The organism is Nonomuraea sp. N2-4H (assembly GCF_045291505.1).
Lineage (GTDB): Bacteria > Actinomycetota > Actinomycetes > Streptosporangiales > Streptosporangiaceae > Nonomuraea > Nonomuraea fastidiosa.
In genome coordinates this window covers 2126808-2147579 of sequence record NZ_CP147987.1, presented here as the reverse complement: position 1 = coordinate 2147579, position 20772 = coordinate 2126808, and the positions used below count along the sequence as shown (strand labels likewise).

Sequence of the window (20772 nt, the reverse complement as noted above, 5' to 3'; positions counted from 1 at the left end):
GCCCCCGAGGTAGGCGGGTCAGGACGACGACTGGCGGACGATGAGCTGCGGCCCGACCACGACGCGGTGCGCGGGCCTGTCGGGGTTGCGCAGGCGTTCGAGGAGCAGCGTGAACGCGGCGCGCCCGATGTCGGTCTTCGGCGGCCGGATCGCGGTGAGCGGCGGGTCGCACAGCTCGGCCACCTCGTCGTCGTACGTGACCACCGCCAGGTCCTCCGGCACCCGGATGCCGCGGTCCTGGCACCGCTCGACCAGCGAGATGGCCTCGGGGTCCGAGTGCACGAGCAGCGCCCTGGTGCGAGAGGCAAGGCAGGCGTCGAGCACGTCGTCGAGCGCCTGTGCCCAGCCGGGGTCGCGGCGGTCCACCGTACGGGCCTGGGGCGTGCCCTCCATCTCCAGCCCCAGCTCCTCGCAGGCCAGCCGCCACCCGGCGCGGACGTGCGGGGCCGTGGGGCTGCTGATCGTGGTGATCAGGCCGACCCGGCGGTGACCGAGCACGGCCAGGTGGCGTACGGCCATCGCCGCGCCGAGCGCGTGGTCGCTGACCACGGACTCCATCGCCTCCCGGTAGGGGCCGACGGCCGCGGCCCGCTCGATCAGCACCACCGGCACACCGGCCGAGTGCAGCCAGCGGACCAGCTCCTCGCCCTCGTCGCTCTCGGTGGTGGGCGCGACCAGCAGTCCGTCCACGCCGACGGACTCGATGAGCGAGGCGAGCTGGCGCCGCTCGTCGGCCACCTGGTACGTGGCCCCGCGCAGCACCACCCGCACCCCGGCGGCGGCCGCCGCCTCGCGGACGCCGCGGATCACGTCGGGGTAGTAGTAGTCGAGCGAGGGGACGACCATGCCCACCGTGAGCGGGCCGCCCTGCTGCGCGGGGGCCTCCGACGGCTCGCGGGCGGGCTGCGGCTCGGGCGCGGGCGGCTCGGTGAGTGCGGCGCCGCCGCGTACCCGGCGGATGACGCCCTCCTCGGCGAGGAGCGTGATGTCACGTCTGATGGTGATCGCCGACACCGCCAGCTCGGTGGCCAGGTCGTGCACGCGCATGATGCCGCGCCGCCGCAACAGCTCCACCAGCCGGTTGCGGCGCTCGTCCGGCAGCCTGCCCGCCGCGTCGGAGCCGGCGCGCGCCGGCGGCTCGGCCGTTCTGCTGCTCGGCCTGGTCTTCGGCAGGTGATGCGCCCGTGGCCACGTTGGTCATACTCCTCCTTGCCGACGGCCATAGTACCGATCGAAACTGATCAAAGGTGAATTAACAAGTAACAGACATGATTCGTTTGTGACGACCCCTGGACGGCGATAGGGCCGCACCGATAGGCAAGATCGGCCGGCGCGTTGCCCCGCCTACCGTAGTGCGCGCTGATCGCCGTGACAGCCGGGAACGCCGTCGCCGACACGTCCGGCGTGGCCGGTGAGGCGAGGCGAGCACTCCCCCGCGCTGACCTCCGGAACGGCGCCGGCGCGTCCGGCAGGCGCCCAGGACCAGGCCGGCGCGGGCCCCGCCGCCACCTCCAGAGCGAGATCGCCCCCGTCCCACCCACGAGAGGAAACGCCGTGCTTACGGCGTACGGCCAGGGGTAGGCGGCCCGGAAGCGACGTCATGTGAAGGGGGGACCCATGACCTCTGGTGATTACTGGCACTACGGCTATGGCCCCATGGACGAATTGCTGGCCAGGTTCTTCGGGTTCGGGCCGCCGCCGTACAACCGGCGGGTCGATCTCGAACGGCTGCTCAGCGAGGACGCCATCGAGTTGCTGCGCACCGCCGCCCAGAAGGCGGCATCCTGGGGCGCCGCCTATCTCGACACCGAGCACCTGCTGTGGGCCGCCACCCAGGTGGCGGCGACCCGGGCGATGCTGGAGAACGCCGGGGCCGATCCGGAGGCGCTGGCCAGAGAGGTGGAGCAGAACGCCGACAAGCGTGAGCCGCGCGAGGGCCCGGTGCGCCTGGCGCCCGCCGCCAAGCGCGCCCTGCTGGACGCGCGGCAGGCCGCCAGGGCCACCGCGGCGTCGTACATCGGGGCGCAGCACCTGGTGCTCGCGCTGTCGGCCAACCCGCTGTCGGCGGCGGGACGGCTGCTGCGCCATGCCCGGCTCACCCCCGAGTCGTTCATCCAGGAGGGCAGGAGCGCCGCCGAGCCGATGCAGCACCAGCCGCCGCAGCCGAGCACCACGCCGACGCTCGACCAGTTCGGCATCGACCTGACGGCCGCCGCCGACGAGGGCGGCATCGACCCCGTGATCGGCAGGGACGACGAGATCACGCAGGCGGTCGAGGTGCTGTCGCGGCGTACCAAGAACAACCCGGCGCTGCTCGGCGAGCCCGGCGTCGGCAAGACCGCCATCGTGGAGGGCCTCGCGCAGCGCATCGTCAGCGGCGAGGTGCCCGACACGCTGCGCGGCAAGCGGGTGGTGCAGCTCGACGTGGCCGGCCTGGTCGCGGGCACCAAGTACCGCGGCGAGTTCGAGGAGCGGCTGAGCAAGCTGATGGAGGAGATCCGCGCCCACAGCGAGGAGCTGATCATCTTCATCGACGAGCTGCACACGATCGTCGGCGCCGGCGGCGCGGAGGGCGCGATCGACGCCTCCAACATGCTCAAGCCCGCGCTCGCCCGCGGTGAGCTGCACGTCATCGGCGCGACCACGCTCGACGAGTACCGCAAGTACATCGAGAAGGACGCCGCGCTCGAACGCCGCTTCCAGCCCATCCTGGTGCCCGAGCCGACCGTCGAGGACACCATCGAGATCATGCGCGGCCTGCGCGACCGGTACGAGGCGCACCACCAGGTCAAGTTCACCGACGACGCGCTGGTGGCCGCGGTGGAGCTGTCCGACCGCTACATCCCCGACCGGTTCCTGCCCGACAAGGCCATCGACCTCATGGACCAGGCGGGCGCCAGGGTGGCGCTGCAGACCGGGACCACCCCGGCGGGCACCCGCGAGCTGGAGGAGGACCTGGAGCACCGGCAGCGCGAGAAGGACCAGGCGGTCGAACGCGAGGACTACGACCGCGCCCGCGAGCTGCGCGACGAGATCCTTGAGCTCAAGGCCCGCATCGAGCAGGCCAGGAGCAACCGCTGCGGCTTCGCCGAGGTCACCCCTGAGGACATCGCCGAGGTCGTCTCCCGCGCCACCGGCATCCCCGTCGCCCAGCTCACCCAGGAGGAGCGCGAACGGCTGCTCGGCCTCGAAGAGCACCTGCACCGGCGGGTCATCGGCCAGGACGAGGCGGTACGGGCGGTGGCCGAGGCCGTGCGCCGCTCCCGCGCCGGGATGAGCGACCCCAACCGGCCCATCGGATCGTTCCTGTTCCTCGGGCCGACCGGCGTCGGCAAGACCGAGCTGGCCCGTGCCCTGGCCGAGGCGCTCTTCGGCGAGCAGGACCGGATGATCCGGCTCGACATGAGCGAGTTCCAGGAGCGGCACACGGTCTCCCGTCTCGTCGGCGCGCCGCCCGGCTACGTCGGCTACGAGGAGGCGGGACAGCTCACCGAGCAGGTGCGGCGCAGGCCGTACTCGGTGATCCTGCTCGACGAGATCGAGAAGGCGCACACCGACGTGTACAACCTGCTGCTGCAGGTGATGGACGACGGGCGGCTGACCGACTCGCAGGGCCGCACGGTCGACTTCAGGAACAGCGTGCTGATCATGACGTCGAACATCGGCGCGGACCTCATCATGTCCCATCCCGGCGAGGCCTCCCGTGAGCTGCGGGGCCAGCTCATGCGGCTGCTGCAGCAGCGGTTCAGGCCCGAGTTCCTGAACCGGATCGACGAGATCATCATGTTCCGCGGCCTGGACGCCGAGCAGCTCCGCGAGATCACCTCGCTGCTGCTGGAGGAGACCAGGCGGCGGCTGCACGCGCAGGGCGTGGAGCTGGAGATGGAGCCCGCCGCGATCGACTGGCTGGCCCGCGAGGGCTACCAGCCGGCCTTCGGCGCCCGGCCGCTGCGCCGGATGATCCAGCGCACGCTGGACAACACGTTCTCCCGGCTGCTGCTCAACGGGACGCTCCGCGAGGGGCAGCGCGCGCACGTCGCGGTCCGGGACGACGACCTCACCATCACCGTCCTCGACCCGGGCGCCGAGGCCGGCCCGGAGACCCGCCCGAACGCGGTCGCCAAGGCGACACCGCGCACGCCGCAGGAACGGCGCGAAGAGAACATCGGCCACTACCTCTGACCGCGAGCCCGAGCCCTGGTTGCCGGCTCGGCCTTCGACGTCGGGCTCGGCCTCGGATCCGGGCTCAGGCTCAAGTTCGGAGGCTCCAGCGCGCAGGCTTGGCCGCGCAGGCTCGAGCGCGCAGGCTCGGGCGCGGCCTGGGAAGGCGGGGCATGCCTTTTCCCACTTCCTGGGCTATGGTCGGCCGTATGACGGGACCAGGGATCACCTCACGGAGGTTCATCTCGCCGCGCGACGGCGTGATGGGCCTGGTCCTGCTGTCCCTGCTGGTGGCCGGCGCGTTCTCCGTCGCCTGGTACGGCGGCGGGCCGGCGGGCCTGTCCGGCACGTCCGCCGGGCAGGTGTGGCTCGCGGGCGCGTACAAGGACAAGCTGTCCAGCCTGCCGCCGCAGGCGGGCAACGCCCGTGAGCACCACACGCTGTCGCTGTGGCCGCCGTTGCGCGGCACGCGCAACGGCGAGGCCGCCCACCTGGCGCTCCTGCCCTCGCCCGGCTCCGACGGCCCGGCGATCCGCGACCCGCAGCAGGTCGGCCACCGCACCGCGGGCTCCCGCAGCCCGCCGCTTTCCTGACCCCTCCTCCCTTCGCGACCCGCGACATCCTCGGCCCGGCCCAGCCACGCTCTGACAGGCCCGGAACGCGCATGCCCGGACCGGAGCAGGCGTGACACGCCGTGCCCTCGCCGTTCGTGACTCGGCGAGACCGGCGCCGGCACGTCTCGGCGAAGCTGGGCGTTCGGCGTGCTCCGGCTGTGCTGGAGCGCGGGACTGACCGGCACTAGGGGATGTGGCGCTTCGGCTGACCGTCCCGCAGGTGCTCCCGGGCAACCGGCGCCTCACCGGCCCGGAGGTCCGGCGCTCACCCCTGCGCGCACTGGTTGCGGCCGATCGCCAGAAGCTCCGATCGGCACGCTCCCGACGTCTGGCCGCGTGACCGGCCGGTGATCCGGCGCGTGCAGGAACGCCCTGCGCGCAGAGCATGCCAGTCCGGCCGTGGCCCGGACGGCTCGCCCGTGTCCGGCCGGTGAGCGGCTCCGCGAGCCGGCGTCCGGCCTGCCGGCCGGCGTCGGGCCGGGAGCGCGATGACCGGGCCGGCGGGCCGGACGCCCTGCCCTTGGGCCGGACGCTCGCGCGCTGGACGTCGAGGGCCGTGGTGCGGCCGGCGCGGGATGCCGGGGCCGCCCCTGCGCGGGTTCGCGGTGGGAAGGAGGGGCGGGCGGTCGAGTTCGTGGGGCGGCGATCGTGCCGTTCCCCGTCGTTTCGCTACAGCAAGGAGCCAGTCAGTCATGGCCGTGATCAGGTCATTGCAACAACGGACCAGCGGAGTCCGGTGGGATCGACGTCGCGCAGGAGGCGGGGCATGAGCCCGGCGCAGGAGTCCGCGAAATACGGGGGCGGCTTCGTGGCGTTGGACCTCGGTACGGCGTGGACCCGCACCTCGCGCGGAGCCGCCATCGCCGGCCGTCCGTCGGAGGTGCTCGCCGCCTCGTCCCAGGACCCCGAGGCCCGGGTACGCCCGCTTCGCCACGGCATGGTCGCCGACCCGGCCGCATGCCTCCGGCTGGTACGCGAGGCGCTCCAGGACGCAAGACCTCCCGACGACGAACCCGTGGAACGGGTGCTGGTCGGCGTCCCGCTGGCGGCGACCCAGAGCGACCGCCGCGCCGTGCACGCCGCCGTCATCGAGGCCGTCACGGGCCGCCCCGCCACCACGCCGATTCCCGCCACCGTCGGCGGGAGAGCGGGCGGGATCGGTGGCCCGGCAGCCGGCGATCCCGCCCGTCACCCGGCGGCCTCCCCTGCCGGTACCTCTCCCGGTGACTCGGCCGTGGACTCCGAGGACGTGAGCGGCGTCGCGGGTGGGGTGGCGGTGTGGCTGGTGGATGAGCCGGTGGCCGCCGCCGTCGGGGCCGGGCTGGACGTTTCAGGGCCGCAGCCGTTCCTGCTGCTCGACGTGGGCGCGGGGATCGTGGAGGCCGTGGCGGTGTGCGGCGGCTCCGTGTGCGACGCGGCCGCGCTGCAGCTCGGCGCCACGACGAGTGCGGGGCTGCTGCCGTACGCGCTGGACGGGGTCGTGGAGATGACCGCGGCGCTGGTGCGGCGGCTGCCCGACGACGTACGCCGGGCCGTGCCGTCCTTGACCGTCACGGGAGGCGGTGCCCGGCAGCAGCGGCTGCTGCAGCGCCTGCAGCCGGCCCTGCGCATGCCGGTCCACGCGGCGCCGGAGCCCGAGCACGCGACCATCCGCGGCCTGTCCCTCATCGGCCGGCGGCCGGACCTTCTGCCGGAGATCACCCGGTACGGCCGATGAACGCACCGCGGCACGACCCGCCGTGCTCCTCCCGGTGCTCCCACAAGCCAGTCCCCCCAACCAGTCCTCTAGAAAGGGGAATCGTCATGACCGACTCTCACCTCAGCAGCGTGCAGCTTCAGGAACTGCGCGAGGAGCTGCAGCAGCAGCTCGAACGGCGCAGCCGGCAGCTGCTCGGCCTGCAGGCCGAGGCGGAGGGCGGCACGGGCGCCGACGCCCAGTACCAGGAGCTGATGGTGAACCTGGCCGCCGCCGACCGCGCGATCGCCGAACTCTCGCAGGCGCTGGAGCGGGTCAAGGACGGCACGTACGGCCGGTGCTCGGGCTGTGAGGCGGGCATCCCGTACGAGCGGTTGAAGATCCGGCCGCTGGCCAAGTTCTGCATCACCTGCCAGCGTCGGTACGAAGCAGCCTAAAGCGGGCAGATTCGCGTGGCGGGACGGCGGCAGCAAGCCGTCCCGCCACCCTCGCACACGCGACGAGCAGGAGGTCGAACGCCCGTGGTCAGACTGGACCGCCTGGTCAACGTGCTGGGCGGGTACGGCGTGCGCCTGGCCGGCAGGACGGACGCCCGCACGGTGCAGCTGCGCAGCGTGGCGATGCCGGACCCCACGGACGAGCGCCGGGTGGTGGGCGACGTGCTGCTGGCGGTGGGCGCGGCCTCGGTCGCCGAGGCGATCGCGTGGGCGCGGGAGGCCCGTGCCACGGCGGTGCTGGTGCGCGCGGGCGATGAGGCGGCGCGCGAGGTGCCGCAGGACGCCGGGGTGGCGGTGCTGCTGGTGGATCCGGCGGTGTCGTGGAGCCAGCTCGCGGGGATCGTGTTCGGGCTGGTGCTGGAGGGCAGGGAGACCGAGTCGGGGCGGGGCCCGACGGACCTGTTCGCGCTGGCCGACAGCCTGGCGGACGTGGTCGGGGCGGCGGTGACGATCGAGGACCGGCTGTCGCGGGTGCTGGCGTATTCGCGCTCGCAGCAGGCGGGCGACCCGGCGCGGCTCGAGACGATCCTGGCCCGGCAGGTGCCCGAGCGGTTGCGTGAGCTGTTCGAGGCGCGCGGGGTGCTGAGCCGGCTGGCCGCGTCCGACGAGCCGATCTTCGTGGAGCCGGACCCCGAGCACGGGCTGACGGGGCGGATGGCGGTGGCGGCGCGGGCCGGGCGCGAGGTGCTGGGCACGGTGTGGGCGACGTGCGACCGGCCGCTGACGGGCCGGCGGCTGACCGCGCTGTCCGACGGAGCCCGTACGGTGGCGCTGCACCTGCTGCGCTCGCGTGCGAGCGCGGACCTGGAGCGGCAGGTGGAGTCGGATCTGGTGATCCGGCTGCTGGAGGGCAGCGCCGACGCGGTGACCGCGCTGAGCCAGCTCGGGCTTGCGCCGGGGCCGATGCGGGTGATCGCGGTACGCGCGGGCGCCGCGAGAGACCGGGCGGCCGCTTTGCTGCTGGCGTTCGACCGGGCCACCACGGGGTTCGGCTGGTCGCGGCCGGGCCGCAGCACGCTGCTCGGCAACACGCTGTACACGATCCTGCCGGGCGAGGAGGCGCAGGGGGCGCTGGCGTGGGTGGCGGCGCTGCAGGCGGCGCTGCCCGCGGAGGTGGAGCTGGTGGCCGGGATCGGCGCGCCGGCCGGGGCGGCGGAGCTGCCGGCCGGGCGGCAGGAGGCGGACGAGTGCCTGGCGCTGCACGAGAGCGCGGGCGGCGCACCGCCGGTGTACGACGAGTCGTGGGGTGACATCCTGCTGCAGCGGCTGCGGGCCGCCGCGCGTACCGGACGGACCCCGGCGCGCGGCCCGGTCGGCGAGTTGCGGCGGCACGACGCCCGGCACGGCACCCGCTATGTGGCGACGCTACGGGCCTGGCTGGAGGCGCAGGGCGACCCGGTCGCGGCGGCGGAGCGGCTCGGCGTGCATCCCAACACGGTCAGGAACCGGCTGCGCAAGATCGGCGAGATCACCCCGCTCGACCTGGACGACGCCCGCCAGCGCCTCGCCATGATCATCCAGCTCGCCGCGCTCGGCGAATGACCCGGTTGTGGGAAGCGCACAATCGGCGCGGCTGAATTGTCCTGATCGCACAGCGCTCACCCGCCCGCGGACGGTCATCCTGTCACCGTAAGAAGCGAGTCTTCCGAAAGCTGGAAGGAGACGGCGCCATGGTCGACGGCACCAGCGGCTGGCCGCGCAAGGTGATCGTGGTGGGCGCGGGCATCGTCGGCCTGTCGACGGCGTGGTTCCTGCAGGAACGCGGGGTCGAGGTCGAGGTGGTCGACCGCAAGGGCGTGGCGGCCGGTGCGTCCTGGGGCAACGCCGGGTGGATCTCCCCCGGGCTGGCCATCCCGCTCAACGAGCCCTCCGTGCTGCGGTACGGGCTGCGCTCGCTGCTGAACCCCTCCGCTCCGCTGCACGTTCCGGTCACCCTCGACCCTGGGCTGTGGTCGTTCCTGCTGAAGTTCGCCGCCAACTGCCGGTGGCCGTCGTGGACCCGGGCCGTGCGCGCCAACCTGCCGCTCAACGAGGAGAGCATCGAGGCGTTCGACGTGCTCACGTACAACGGCGTACGTGCGCCGCTCGTGCACGCCCCGATCACGGCGGCGTTCCGCACGCCGAAGCAGGCGCGGGCGCTGCTCAACGAGCTGCGCCGCATCTCCGCCGCCGGGCAGCAGGTCGCGCACGTCCCGCTCGGCAGGGAACGGCTGGTCGAGCACGTGCCGCTCGCGTCCGATGCGCTGACCGCCGGCGTGCGGCTCGACGGCGAGCGGTACGTCGATCCCGGCGCGTTCGTGCACGCGCTCGGCGACTCGGTGATGAAGCGGGGCGCCACCGTGTACGCCTTCGAGGTCACCGACGTGCGCAGCGACGGCAGGCAGGTCACCGTGAGCTCGGCCAAGGGCACGACGCTGACGGCGGACGCGGTGGTCGTGGCGACCGGCGCGTGGCTGCCTCGCCTGGCCGCGAAGTGGGGCGTGCGCACGCCGGTCCGCGCGGGCCGCGGCTACTCCTTCACGGTGCCGGTCGATCGTCCCGTTCCCGGGCCGATCTACCTGCCGGAGGTCCGGGTGGCGTGCACGCCGTACCAGGGCAAGCTGCGGGTGGCCGGGACGATGGAGTTCCGCTCCCCCGACGCGCCGCTGGTGCCGGCCCGGCTTGAGGCGATCATCGCCTCGGCGCGGCCGCTGCTCGACGGTGTCCGGTGGGAGGAGCGCACGGACGTCTGGGTGGGTCCGCGGCCGGTCACGCCGGACGGGCGCCCGCTGGTCGGCGCGACCCGGCTGCCCGGCGTGTACGTCGCGGGCGGGCACGGCATGTGGGGCATGACCCACGGCCCGGCCACCGGGCGGCTGCTGGCCGAGCAGATCACCACGGGCAAGCAGCCCGCCGCGCTGCGCGAGTTCGACCCCCTGCGCTGAGCCCGGCCCCGCAAAGCTCCGCCCCGAGGTGGGTCCGGCGCGGTGTGACGCATCGCGCCCTCGGGGCGGCCTGTCTCCGCCGCGCGACGGCTTTCCCCGACTTCTGGGGTGACCCACCGTGATCGGATGCTAGCGTCCGGTTATGCACGATGACGACATGTCAGGGAGGCCGCCGCTGGGCCGCCGCGTGCTGGTCGTGGCGGGGGCGGTGCTGCTGACGCTCGCGTACGTGCTCATGGGCGCCGCCTCGTTCGCGCTGATCACACGTGAACTCGGCTGAGACCGCCGCACCTCCGACCGGCCCGGCCTACGACGCCGGGCGCTCCAGCCGGACGATGACCGACTTCGAGGTCGGGGTGTTGCTGCCGTCGGCCACGCTGTCGAGCGGCACCAGGACGTTCGTCTCCGGGTAGTAGGCGGCGGCCGAGCCGCGCGCGGCCGGATAGGCGACCACGGTGAAGCCGGGCGCGCGGCGCTCGACGCCGTCGTGCCAGACGCCGACGAGATCGACCACGTCACGGTCGGCGAAGCCCAGCTCGGCCAGGTCGTCGGGGTTGACGAGCACGACACGGCGGCTGTGGCGGATGCCGCGGTAGCGGTCGTCGTCGGAGTAAGGAACGGTGTTCCACTGGTCGTGGGAGCGCAGCGTCTGCAGGATGAGGTGGCCGGGCGGGGCCTCCAGCTTGGTGAAGGCGTTGGCGGTGAAGACGGCCTTACCGCTCTCAGTGCGGAAGACCCGCTCGTTGACCGGGTTGGGCAGGCGGAAGCCGCCGGGCTCGGCGACGCGCGCGTTGAAGTCCTCGAAGCCGGGCACGACGCGGGCGATGCGGTCGCGCACGGTGCCGTAGTCGGCCTCGAACGTCTCCCACGGGATGTCCGGATTGTCGCCGAGCACGCGGCGGGCCAGCCGGCTGATGATGGCGACCTCGCTGAGCAGGTGGGGCGAGGCGGGGTCGAGCCGGCCGCGCGAGGCGTGGACCTGGCTCATGGAGTCTTCGACCGTGACGAACTGCTCGCCGCTCGCCTGCACGTCGCGGTCGCTGCGGCCGAGCGTGGGCAGGATGAGCGCGGTCTCGCCGCAGACGGTGTGGGAGCGGTTGAGCTTGGTGGAGATGTGGGCGGTCAGGCGGCAGGCGCGCATGGCCCGCTCGGTGACGGCGCTGTCGGGGGTGGCGCGGACGAAGTTCCCGCCCACGCCGAGGAACACCCGGGCGCGGCCGTCCAGCATGGCCTGGATGGCGCCGACCGTGTCGAAGCCGGGCTTGTGCGGCGGCGTGAAGCCGAACTCCTTCTCCAGCGCGTCGAGGAACGACTGCGGCGGGCGTTCCCAGATGCCCATCGTGCGGTCGCCCTGCACGTTGCTGTGGCCGCGCACCGGGCACACGCCCGCGCCTGGCCGGCCGATGTTGCCGCGCAGCAGCAGGAAGTTGACGATCTCGCGGATGGTGGCCACGCCGTGCTTGTGCTGGGTCAGGCCCATCGCCCAGCACACGATGATCTTCTTGCTGCTCAGCACCATCTCGTGCACGCGCTCGATCTGCGCGCGGTCGAGGCCGGTGGCGGCGAGCAGGTCGGGCCAGCCGAGGGTACGCGCGTGCGCGGCGAACTCGTCGAACCCGGTCGTGTGCGCCTCGATGAAGGCGTGGTCGAGCACCGTACCCGGGCGCTCGTCCTCGGCCTGGAGCAGCAGCAGGTTGAGCGCCTGGAACAGCGCGAGGTCGCCGCCCGGCCGGATCTGCAGGAACTCGTCGGCGATGCGGGTGCCGCGCCCGATGATGCCGCGCGGCTTCTGCGGGTTCTTGAAGCGCATCAGCCCGGCCTCGGGCAGCGGGTTGACCGCGACGACGCGCCCGCCGGAGCGCTTGGTCTCCTCGAGGGCGGAGAGCATGCGGGGGTGGTTGGTGCCGGGGTTCTGGCCGACGACGAAGACCAGGTCGGACTCGTGGATGTCCGACAGGCTCACGCTGCCCTTGCCGACGCCCAGCGTCTCGATGAGCGCGTGGCCGCTGGACTCGTGGCACATGTTGGAGCAGTCGGGCAGGTTGTTGGTGCCGTACGCGCGGGCGAAGAGCTGCAGCAGGAACGCGGCCTCGTTGCCGAGCCGCCCAGAGGTGTAGAAGAGCGCCTGGTCGGGGTCGTCGAGCGTGCGCAGCTCGCCGGCGAGCAGGCCGAGCGCCTCGTCCCAGCCGATCGGCTCGTAGTGGTCGCTGCCGGGGCGCTTGACCATGGGCTCGGTGAGCCGGCCCTGCTGGTTGAGCCACTGGTCGCTGCGGCCGGCCAGCTCGGAGATCGGGTGCTCGCGGAAGAAGTCGCGGGTCACCCGGCGTGAGGTGGCCTCGTCGGTGACGTGTTTGGCGCCGTTCTCGCAGTATTCGTTGCGGTGCCTGCGGCCCGGCTCCGGCCAGGCACAGCCGGGGCAGTCGATGCCGGCCGTCTGGTTGACGTTGAGCAGCGTCAGCGCCGTGCGCCGGACGGTGGTCTGGCCCAGGGAGTACTGCAGCGCGTGGGTGACCCCGGGCAGACCGGCCGCCCACGTCTTGGGCGGCGTGACGTGAAGGTGCTTGTCGCCTTCGGCCCTGTTCATCGGTGACCATCTCCTCGCGGCTTGCTGCGTAGGTTACCGCCGGTCCGGAACAGGTCGGATCACCGGCCGGGGCCGCCCGGAGCGTCGCGCATGTGAGTGGTGCGCTTTTTGATGAAGATGGTGCTGGTCGATCGAGCCGTTTCCCTCGGATTTCCTTGGAGGCAGTACGCATGCGCATCGGTGTCGTCTTCCCGCAGATCGAGCTCGGCGGCGACGTGGGCGCGCTGCGCGCCTACGGCCAGGGCGTGGAGGAGCTCGGCTACGCCCACGTGATGGCCTTCGATCACGTGCTCGGCGCGGACCCCGCGGTGCACACGGGCTGGGACGGCCCGTACGACGTGCGCACCACCTTCCACGAGCCGCTGGTGATGTTCGGCTACCTCGCCGCGATCACCAAGCTCGAGCTGGTCACCAGCATCATCATCCTGCCGCAGCGGCAGACGGCGCTGGTCGCCAAGCAGGCGGCGGAGGTCGATCTGCTCGCCGAGGGGCGGTTCCGCCTGGGCGTCGGGCTGGGCTGGAACCGGGTCGAGTACGAGGCGCTCGGCCAGGACTTCTCCACCCGGGGACGCCGGGCGGAAGAGCAGATCACGCTCATGCGGCGGCTGTGGACCGAGCAGTCGATCACGTTCGAGGGCGAGTTCGACCGCGTCACCGGAGCCGGGCTGGCGCCGCTGCCGGTGCAGCGGCCGATCCCCGTCTGGATCGGCGCGCAGTCGCCGGCCGCCTACCGCCGTGCGGGGCGGCTGGCCGACGGCTGGTTCCCGCAGATGTCGCCGGGGCCGCGCCTCGACGAGGCGAAGGCGGTGGTCGAGGAGGCCGCCGCGCAGGCGGGACGCGACCCGGCCGCGCTCGGCATGGAAGGGCGGCTCCCCTGGCGGGGCGATCCCGACGAGGTGGCGCGGCTGGCGGATCGGTGGCGCGAGTCCGGGGCCACCCACATCGCCATCGACACCATGCGGGCCGGGCTGGCCACGGTCGACGACCACCTCGCCGCCCTGGCGACCGCCGCGGAAGCCCTCGGCCTCCGCCGCTGACCGGTCGGCCCGTCGCGGGACGGCGCCGAGCGCGTTGCGAGGGGTCGGCCCGATCGCCCGCGTCACGGCCGCGCCGGGCCGCGGCTTTCCGCCGCCCGGACGGCTGGGCCGGGCGGTCCGGGAATTCGGCCGGACATCCCGCTCGCACCTCCTGTTCGGCGCAATCTAGAACGCCGGGACCGCGGCTTTCATGAGGCGGAAGGGCCGCTTGAAGGGGCTCGTCAAGGCCCGCCGGGCCTGCCTTCTGGGCCGGTGGACGAGGCATTTGCGAGCACGCGAAAAGGCCGGGCGGAAAGGCGGTTCCCGCGTACGGGACGACAATTCAGAGAGATTTCTGTGCACTATCGGTGAGTTGTCGGCTTGGGTAGCCTGTGTTAACACTCACGTAACCCGATCAACGGACAGGCAGGTGAGCAGGTGACTGTCCTGGCAGACCGGTCCGCGGAGTCCCATCGCCTGACATCGGCGCAGCGAGTGCTGTCCATACTCGGCGTGTTCGACGCCGAGAACCTGGCGCTGTCGCTCAGCGAGATCAGCCGCCGGTCCGGTCTCACGCTCAGCACCACCCACCGGCTGCTCAACGAGCTGCGCTGCTGGGGCGCGCTCATCCGGCACAGCGACGGCAAGTACAGCATCGGCCTGCGCATCCTGGAGCTGGGCACGCTGGCGCCCCAGGGCGGTCGGCTGCGCGAGATCGCGCTGCCGTACCTGCACGACCTTCAGCACGCGCTGCGCGCCAACATCCACCTCGGCGTGCCCGACGGGCATGACGTGATCTACGTCGAGTCGCTGCGCGCCCGCGACACCGTCCCCGTGCCGAGCCGTCAGGGCGGGCGCTGGCCGCTGCACGCCACCGGCACCGGGCTGGTGCTGCTGGCGTACGCGCCGCAGGAGTTCCAGGAGGAGCTGCTGGCCTCCGAGCTGCGCAGCTACACCGCGAAAACGCTGACCGACCCCGACGAGCTGCGGCGCTTCCTCGCCGAGGTGCGCAGGTCGGGGGTGGCCGTCGTGGAGAGCCAGCTCACCTACGGGGTGATGGCCGTGGCCGTGCCGATCAGGGGGCCGCGCGACAAGGTGGTGGCTGCGGTCGGCGTCACCGTGCCGAGCGGCTCCGCCTCACCGCACGCGCTGATCCCGGCGATGACGACGACCGCGCGCAGCATCTCGCGTGCGCTCGGCGCGCCCTCGGCCGGGGCTGCGGCGCCGCGCCCGCACTGGCGGGTACACGAGGCCACCCGCCCGCTCACTCCCCCGGGGGCCCGGAGGTGACCGGCTCGCTGTCGTAGTGAGGTTGACGGTCATGAGCCGGTCGTAGTGCTCGGGCGTGGTGTCGAACACGCCGCTGCGGTCACCGGACGCGACGCAGTTGACGGCCGCGTCGAGCGTGCCGAACGCGACCACTGTCTCGGCGACCGCGTCCGCGCAGGCCTGGTCGGAGGTGACGTCGGCGATGACGGGGACGGCCGTGCCGCCCTCCCCGGCGATGGCTCTCACAGTACGTGCGGCGGCCTCGGCACCCCGGGCCGGACGGGCGCCCTCACCCGCCCGCCCGCCTCGCACGCTTTTCACCGGTAGGTGATGTCGGATTCGCGGTAGAGGCAGTGGGTGCCATCGGGGCCGGAGCCGATCTTGGTGGGTTCCTGGCCCTTGGGGACGCCCTTGTAGCGCTCGCAGATGGTGGCGCTGCCGTATACGGTGATCCGGCTGAAGCGGGCGGTGTCGCCCCAGTTGGAGTTGATGCCGGCCAGCACCTTGGTGGAGCGGGCGGTGATGCCGTCCATCACCACGTGCCGCTGGTAGGAGGTCGAGCAGTTGCCGCAGGCCCGGTAGAGCTTGCCGGAGTTGTGCACCTGGAAGTTCTTGATGGTCAGCGTGCCGGCGCTGTTGTGCTGGAACACCTTGTCGCTGCCGGACTTCGCGCCGCCGCCGTCCACCAGGTACGTGGCCGAGGAGCTGGAGCTCTTGAACGTGGCGGCGTCCTCGCCGACGTCGTTCCACCAGACGTTGCGGATCGTGCAGGAGCCCTCGCAGTGGATGCCGTCGCCCGCGGGGGCGTCGATGATGACGTTCTGGATGGTGCCGCCGTTCGGCACGACGAACATCGGGTCCTGGCTCTCGCTCTGGCCGCCGTCGCCGATGCCGTAGTAGCGCTTCATCCCGCCGTCGAAGAACGAGCCGAGCCGCTGGGTCTCGGTCAGGCGCACGCTGCCGGTGTCGGACGGCCACGGGCCGCTGCCGTCACCGTCGCCGCTGGTCGGCGTCACGGTAGGGGTGGGGTTGGGGCCGGGGTTGCCGCCGCCTGCCGCCCTGAGCGTCCACTGCTTGGTGGCGGCCGAGTCGCAGGAGTTCTGCTGCAGCGCGGCACCTGACGAGGTGGAGTTGTCCTTGACGTTCAGGCACTTGCCGCCGTTGGAGTTGACGACCCGGTAGTTCGAGCCGGACTCGGTGAGCTGCCAGGTCTGGGAGGCGGCGCCCGTGCACGTCTCCTGCTGCACGGCCTTGCCCGCGCTGGTGGAGGCGTCCTTGACGCCGAGGCACTTGCCACTGTGCGCGGCCTTGATCTGGTAGCCGCCGCCGGACGCGGTGACCGCGAACACCTGCCCGGCCCCGCCCGAGCAGGACGCCTGCACGAGCTGGACGCCGTCGCCGGTGCTCTGCCCCGGCACCGCGGCGCACAGGCCGCTGCCGGCGTTGACCAGCGTGTAGTTCCCGTTGGACGGTGCCGCCGATGCGGCGGTGGCGAGCACGGTCACCATCCCGCTGCCCGCGACGAGCGCCGCGGCCAGCGCGGTGGCCAGCCTCCTGTTTTTACGCACGGTGAACTCCCTCTCGCGATACGGCATGGGGCATCGAGCGGCGCGCCCGGTGTCCGGCGCCGCCTGGGGAGCGGCTTGGCAAGCGCTTACCGACTTACGGTAAGCGCTTTCCCGTCCGCAGGAGCAGTGAAGCACAGGGCCGCAAGCCCGCAAAGCACACCGCTTGCGGATGGGGGCGTCATCGCAGGTCAGATGCTGTGCGCCAGTTGCAGGACGGCGCTGAAAGTTTCATGGCCGCCCTGTGGCCCGGTGAGACCCGCCCTGCCGAGGACGAACGCTCGCCGCGGCCACCGGAGCGCGAGGCTTGACGGGCGTCCGTTGGGCAGTGCGGGGTCAGCGGAGGTCGACCAGGAGGCTGCCGTCCTCCCACACGACCTTCGTGCCCAGCGCGGCGGAGACCGCCGTGAAGCGGCTCGCCAGCCAGGCCCGCTCGTCGCCCCTGGCCAGGGTCGTACGGCAGTAGTCGAGCTTGAGCGGCACCGCGCGCAGCTGGAGTGGCCCGAGCTCGTCGATGGTGACCAGGAACAGCAGCGACAGGTCGTTGCGCAGGTCGGGGTCCACGGCGTAGTCGTCGAGGAAGTCGCCCATGTCGTACAGGACGGGCGGCGCCACCCCGTGCGGGACGTGCGCGGAGTGCCCGGCGATCAGCGTGGCGCCGGCGCTGGCCAGGATGCTCGCGGCGGACCGGATGTACGGCAGCGGCTCGGTCGTCATGTTCGGCCCCCAGTGCGGGCTGACCAGCACGACGTCCGCCTCCGCCCGCGCCCCGGACACCGTGCCGGTCAGCCAGGAGGGCACCCCGGCGGGCAGGTCCGCGTAAGCCACGCCGGGCCGTTGGGATGTGGCCGCGAAGTCGTCGGGATGGTCGGTCACGGAGATCACGGCCAGGCGCAGTCCGCCCACGTCGAGCAGCACGGGCTCGCGCGCCTTCTCCAGGTCGGGCCCGGCTCCGGCGGCGCGGATCTCCACCCGTCGCAGGTGGGCGAGGGTGTCCAGGAGCGCGTCGTACCCGAAGTCGAGCGCGTGGTTGTTGGCCAGCGTCACGCAGCCCACGCCCAGCTCGGCGAGCAGGTCGGCGGCTCGCGGCGGGCCGCGGAAGTGGAAGATCTTGCCCGGCGCCGGCCACGGGCTGCCGCGATCGGACAGGCAGCATTCGAGGTTGAGCAGCGTGAGATCGGCCTCGGAGAGGTACGCGCGGACCGCGTCCGACACGTAGTCCCCGGGGTCGGTGGACTTCGCCAGCAGATCGGCGACGCCCCGGCCGAGCATCGTGTCACCCGCCAGCGCAAGCGTGACGCTCACCCGGCTCCCCTTCCCACCCCACCACCCCCAAACCCGCCCCGAGGGGCCGGACCAGCGGGGGCGCGGCGGCCCCTCCGCGCCCCCGCAGCGGCCCACGCTTTGAGAGCGAGGCGTACCAGGAGGCGCTGACCGTCAACCGTCAGCCGCATCGCAGATCGCCCGCGCGCCGCCGCGCCGTCCGCCGTCGCCATGCCGCCGTCACGCCGTAGCCGGGTCGGATGAGCGCGCGCCCACCCAGTGCGCCGCCCTCCCATCCCCCCGCGCCGTCAGGGCACGCCAGGCCCGCACTGTCCGGGGGGCGGTTCGCCTGTAACGGTCGAGGGGCGCCACGCTCCCGCCGTCGAGGCATGCCACGCCCGTGCCGTCAGGTGGCTCCACCCCCGTGCCGTCAGGAGGTCGCTCGACAGCGCCGTCACGGGGCGCCATGCCCCCACCCCCGAAGGGGGCGCCACGCCCGTGCCGTCGCGAGGTGGCTCTCCCGCGCCGTCGGGGGCTCTCCCGCGCCGTTGCGGAGCGGCACGCCCACGCCGACGGGAGCGGCCCCCGGCCATCCAGGGGAACGGCGACGGCTGCTTCCTCCCCTTACGGGCCGGGGATGAGGGGGACGAAGGATGCGGGTGTCACCTCGCGGATCTGCGCCAGCCGTCCGCGTCGCTTGGTGAAGAGCGTGACGATGTCGGCGATCTGCCCCATGACGGGCATGATGAGGCGGCCACCCTCGGCGAGCTGCTCGGCCAGCGGGGCGGGCACCTCGGGGGCGGCGGCGGAGACGATGATGCCCTCGTACGGCGCGTGCTCGGGCAGCCCGGCGGTGCCGTCACCGACCAGCACTTCGACGCCGGTGATGCCCGCGGCGGCGAGGTTGGCGCGGGCGTGCGCGGCGAGGTCGGGCAGGCGTTCGACGGAGTAGACGCGCCAGGCGAGCCGGGCCAGCAGCGCGGTCTGGTAGCCGTAGCCGGTGCCGATCTCCAGGACGGTCTCGCCGCCCGACAGCCGCAGCGCGTCGATCATCTGGGCGACCAGGGACGGCTGGCTGGTGGGCTGGCCGTGGGCGAGCGGGATGGGCTCGTCCGCGTAGGCGCGCGCCACTGAGCGCGGCGGCACGAACAGCTCGCGCGGCGTTGCGGCGATGGCCGCAAGCAGGCGCAGGTCGCGCACACCGACCTCCTCCGCCGCCACCACCAGGTCGGCGGCGCGGCAGTCCCGTCCGGCGGCCTCGGCCAGGTCCAGGGCATGCGGGTCCCCCGCCCGCCTCGCCGCCCTGATCAGGCTCCGGAGGCGGGGGTCCCCCGCCTGCCTCGCGGCCGTCATCACGCGCTCCCCCAACGACCGTCATCTCTCCGCCACACGGCTGACACCAGGTCCCCGTCACGACCTTCTCCGCCCAGTGGCCGGCACTTCTCCGCCCAGTGGCCGGCACCGAGCCCCTGTCCCGACCGTAACCGGGGTCTTCGCCCGGCCCGGGTCGGCGGGCAGGGCCGCCGCCCGCCGATGAGAGGCGCCGTGCGGCGTCGCTTCCGGCCGTGCAAGCCCCCTACCCGTGAGGGCCGGTCTCACCGCTCGTCAGCCGGTGACCTGCCGCCAGGTGGCGTCGGCGCGGGCCTGCGCGTCGTTGATCGGGTCGAGCCGTAGCAGGTAGTCGTAGTGGCGCAGGTAGCGGTCGGGGTAGTTGACCGACTGGTACGAGGTCCACGAGGAGTCGGCGAGCCCGGCGACCGGCCGGAACGTGGCGTCGGCGGCGAAGGTGCCGCTGCCGTCGTCGGCGGCCAGCGTCAGGTCGAAACCGTAGTGGCGCAGGTAGTAGCCGGGGTAGTTGACCGAGGCGAACGACACGGTGCCGGACCCGCCGGCCAGTCCGGGCACCAGGCGGAACTGGGCGTCCTGGGCGGGGCTGACGTTCGCGTCGATGCGTACGTCGAAGTCGGCGTGCCGGATGTAGCGATCCTGGAAGTTGTAGGACTGGATGCGGCTGATGGGCACATTGTCGCCCCAGCGGCCGAGCACCCGGCTCTCCTCGGCGGCGGTGATGCTGAGTATCGAACCGTGCCGCTTGCGGTTGCCGCCCATGGAGTAGTCGCTGCGGGTGCGGAAGTTGCGGGTGCTGCCGAGGTCGGTGGAGGTGATGGGCATGTAGCCGCGGCCGGTGGCGAACTGGTCGAGCCACAGCGCCCATTCGTCGCGGTCGTTGAAGCGGGCCCACATGGGGCCTTCGACGACGGTGCCGCCGCCGGTGCCGTTGGTGATGCCCATGTGGGAGAGGTCGCCGAGGGTCGTCCATGTGCCGAGGATCGAGTCGGACGCCTCGATCGTGATGTGGCCGTCGGCGGAGGCCCGGTAGTAGCGGTATCCGCCGGCGCCGCTGGGCACCTCGATGATCTGGGTGTCGATGATGCCCTGGGTGCCGCCGCGCTCGATGTAGAGCTGAGGCGTGGTGAAGGAGCGGAAGTCGCTGGTGCGGACGTACCAGATGCGGTGTTTCTTGACGCCGTTGACGGGCGAGTTGGTGGCCCAGTAGAGCACGTAGTCGCCGGTCGCCGGGTTGTAGATGGCTTCGGGCGCCCAGGCGTTGCCCGCGCCGGGGATGGCGCCGGCCACGTTGATGAGCCAGGGGGACGACCAGTTCACGAGGTCGCGCGACTCCCACACGACGAGCGAGGTGCTGCCGCGGTTGGCGGCGTCGTCCCAGGAGGTGCCGCCGGCGATGCGCAGGTCGGTGGCGACGATCCAGTAGCGGTCGCCGTTCGGGGAGCGGACGAGCGAGGGGTCGCGCACGCCGCGGGTGCCGACGGTGGAGCGTAAGACGACTTGCCCGTTGTTGAGGTCGGTCCAGTGCAGGCCGTCGTCGCTGTGGGCGAGGTAGATCTGCTCGCCGTTGGCGGACTCGCCGGTGAAGTGGGCCATGAGGTAGCCGGTGAACGGTTCGAGCGCGGTGGCCCGCTTGGGGGCGACGGCGGCCAGGCAGGTGAGCAGGAGGCAGGCCGTGGCGAGCACCACGGCGGTCCTGCGGGGCAGGGTCGCGGACATGCGTCTCCTTCTGAGGGGCACGACGCTTCTGTTAGCGTTAACATTCCTGCGCCGCCGGACAACGCATGCACATCGGCGGCGCCCTCAGTGTGATCGCCGGGCTCCGCAGGGTCAACG

The 20772-nt window shown here is 72.8% G+C and carries 16 protein-coding genes and 1 pseudogene; 10 read left to right on the top strand and 7 right to left on the bottom strand.

Annotated elements, in window-relative coordinates; genetic code table 11:
• Positions 1-18: 18 nt before the first annotated feature.
• Positions 19-1047: a substrate-binding domain-containing protein gene (locus tag WBK31_RS09720; protein ID WP_378790030.1), complete on the bottom strand. Its 1029-nt coding sequence runs from the start codon at positions 1045-1047 to the stop codon at positions 19-21.
• Here WBK31_RS09720 and WBK31_RS09715 point away from each other — a divergent pair.
• The 8 genes from WBK31_RS09715 (at position 1046) to WBK31_RS09680 (ending at position 10172) form a co-directional block, all read left to right on the top strand.
• A complete protein-coding gene (locus WBK31_RS09715) occupies positions 1046-1177 on the top strand; it encodes a hypothetical protein (protein WP_378790032.1) in 132 nt (43 codons plus the stop codon). The genes WBK31_RS09720 and WBK31_RS09715 overlap by 2 nt on opposite strands.
• 440 nt (positions 1178-1617) lie before the next feature.
• The gene (locus WBK31_RS09710) at positions 1618-4182 is read left to right on the top strand and encodes an ATP-dependent Clp protease ATP-binding subunit (RefSeq protein WP_406674658.1); all 2565 of its coding nucleotides are present in this window, start codon (positions 1618-1620) and stop codon (positions 4180-4182) included.
• A 188-nt stretch (positions 4183-4370) separates the two neighbouring features.
• On the top strand, positions 4371-4754 hold the full coding sequence (locus WBK31_RS09705; protein WP_364065206.1) for a hypothetical protein: 384 nt from the start codon (positions 4371-4373) through the stop codon (positions 4752-4754).
• A gap of 787 nt (positions 4755-5541) precedes the next feature.
• Positions 5542-6492 (top strand): rod shape-determining protein, encoded by a 951-nt coding sequence (locus WBK31_RS09700; RefSeq protein WP_378790036.1) that lies wholly within the window; start codon positions 5542-5544, stop codon positions 6490-6492.
• Between the two features lie 86 nt (positions 6493-6578).
• A complete protein-coding gene (locus WBK31_RS09695) occupies positions 6579-6908 on the top strand; it encodes a TraR/DksA C4-type zinc finger protein (protein ID WP_364065211.1) in 330 nt (109 codons plus the stop codon).
• Positions 6909-6992: 84 nt separating this feature from the next.
• Positions 6993-8510 carry a helix-turn-helix domain-containing protein gene (locus tag WBK31_RS09690; RefSeq protein WP_364065214.1) on the top strand — a complete coding sequence of 506 codons (1518 nt, stop codon included), beginning with the start codon at positions 6993-6995 and terminating at the stop codon, positions 8508-8510.
• A gap of 128 nt (positions 8511-8638) precedes the next feature.
• On the top strand, positions 8639-9892 hold the full coding sequence (locus tag WBK31_RS09685; protein WP_364065217.1) for an FAD-dependent oxidoreductase: 1254 nt from the start codon (positions 8639-8641) through the stop codon (positions 9890-9892).
• 142 nt (positions 9893-10034) lie between these two features.
• Positions 10035-10172 (top strand): hypothetical protein, encoded by a 138-nt coding sequence (locus WBK31_RS09680; protein ID WP_364065220.1) that lies wholly within the window; start codon positions 10035-10037, stop codon positions 10170-10172.
• Positions 10173-10199: 27 nt separating this feature from the next.
• Here WBK31_RS09680 and WBK31_RS09675 read toward each other — a convergent pair whose 3' ends face one another.
• Entirely contained in the window at positions 10200-12476 is a 2277-nt protein-coding gene (locus tag WBK31_RS09675; RefSeq protein WP_364065222.1) for an FdhF/YdeP family oxidoreductase, read from the bottom strand.
• A 170-nt stretch (positions 12477-12646) separates the two neighbouring features.
• Between WBK31_RS09675 and WBK31_RS09670 the strand changes: the two genes are divergently transcribed.
• Both WBK31_RS09670 and WBK31_RS09665 read left to right on the top strand, forming a co-directional pair.
• A complete protein-coding gene (locus WBK31_RS09670) occupies positions 12647-13513 on the top strand; it encodes an LLM class F420-dependent oxidoreductase (RefSeq protein WP_364065225.1) in 867 nt (288 codons plus the stop codon).
• A gap of 417 nt (positions 13514-13930) precedes the next feature.
• The gene (locus WBK31_RS09665) at positions 13931-14782 is read left to right on the top strand and encodes an IclR family transcriptional regulator (RefSeq protein WP_406674657.1); all 852 of its coding nucleotides are present in this window, start codon (positions 13931-13933) and stop codon (positions 14780-14782) included.
• 18 nt (positions 14783-14800) lie between these two features.
• Here WBK31_RS09665 and WBK31_RS09660 read toward each other — a convergent pair.
• The 5 genes and pseudogenes from WBK31_RS09660 to WBK31_RS09640 all read right to left on the bottom strand — a co-directional run.
• A pseudogene (locus tag WBK31_RS09660) lies at positions 14801-15073 on the bottom strand (SDR family oxidoreductase); the annotation flags it as partial.
• Positions 15074-15078: 5 nt separating this feature from the next.
• Complete coding sequence (locus WBK31_RS09655) at positions 15079-16329, bottom strand: pectate lyase (protein WP_406674656.1); 1251 nt, start codon at positions 16327-16329, stop codon at positions 15079-15081.
• A gap of 333 nt (positions 16330-16662) precedes the next feature.
• Complete coding sequence (locus WBK31_RS09650; protein WP_406674655.1) at positions 16663-17631, bottom strand: CapA family protein; 969 nt, start codon at positions 17629-17631, stop codon at positions 16663-16665.
• A 582-nt stretch (positions 17632-18213) separates the two neighbouring features.
• Complete coding sequence (locus tag WBK31_RS09645; RefSeq protein ID WP_406674654.1) at positions 18214-18942, bottom strand: protein-L-isoaspartate(D-aspartate) O-methyltransferase; 729 nt, start codon at positions 18940-18942, stop codon at positions 18214-18216.
• Between the two features lie 252 nt (positions 18943-19194).
• Positions 19195-20655: a glycoside hydrolase family 43 protein gene (locus WBK31_RS09640; protein ID WP_364065239.1), complete on the bottom strand. Its 1461-nt coding sequence runs from the start codon at positions 20653-20655 to the stop codon at positions 19195-19197.
• Positions 20656-20772: the final 117 nt, after the last annotated feature.

What these genes read in the sequence shown, in the direction of transcription:
- WBK31_RS09715 (WP_378790032.1), top strand. Translation starts at nt 1,046, where the DNA reads ATGATGCCGCGCCGCCGCAACAGCTCCACCAGCCGGTTGCGGCGCTCG.
- WBK31_RS09720 (WP_378790030.1), bottom strand. Translation starts at nt 1,047, where the DNA reads ATGCGCGTGCACGACCTGGCCACCGAGCTGGCGGTGTCGGCGATCACC.
- WBK31_RS09710 (WP_406674658.1), top strand. Translation starts at nt 1,618, where the DNA reads ATGACCTCTGGTGATTACTGGCACTACGGCTATGGCCCCATGGACGAA.
- WBK31_RS09705 (WP_364065206.1), top strand. Translation starts at nt 4,371, where the DNA reads ATGACGGGACCAGGGATCACCTCACGGAGGTTCATCTCGCCGCGCGAC.
- WBK31_RS09700 (WP_378790036.1), top strand. Translation starts at nt 5,542, where the DNA reads ATGAGCCCGGCGCAGGAGTCCGCGAAATACGGGGGCGGCTTCGTGGCG.
- WBK31_RS09695 (WP_364065211.1), top strand. Translation starts at nt 6,579, where the DNA reads ATGACCGACTCTCACCTCAGCAGCGTGCAGCTTCAGGAACTGCGCGAG.
- WBK31_RS09685 (WP_364065217.1), top strand. Translation starts at nt 8,639, where the DNA reads ATGGTCGACGGCACCAGCGGCTGGCCGCGCAAGGTGATCGTGGTGGGC.
- WBK31_RS09680 (WP_364065220.1), top strand. Translation starts at nt 10,035, where the DNA reads ATGCACGATGACGACATGTCAGGGAGGCCGCCGCTGGGCCGCCGCGTG.
- WBK31_RS09675 (WP_364065222.1), bottom strand. Translation starts at nt 12,476, where the DNA reads ATGAACAGGGCCGAAGGCGACAAGCACCTTCACGTCACGCCGCCCAAG.
- WBK31_RS09670 (WP_364065225.1), top strand. Translation starts at nt 12,647, where the DNA reads ATGCGCATCGGTGTCGTCTTCCCGCAGATCGAGCTCGGCGGCGACGTG.
- WBK31_RS09645 (WP_406674654.1), bottom strand. Translation starts at nt 18,942, where the DNA reads ATGACGGCCGCGAGGCAGGCGGGGGACCCCCGCCTCCGGAGCCTGATC.
- WBK31_RS09640 (WP_364065239.1), bottom strand. Translation starts at nt 20,655, where the DNA reads ATGTCCGCGACCCTGCCCCGCAGGACCGCCGTGGTGCTCGCCACGGCC.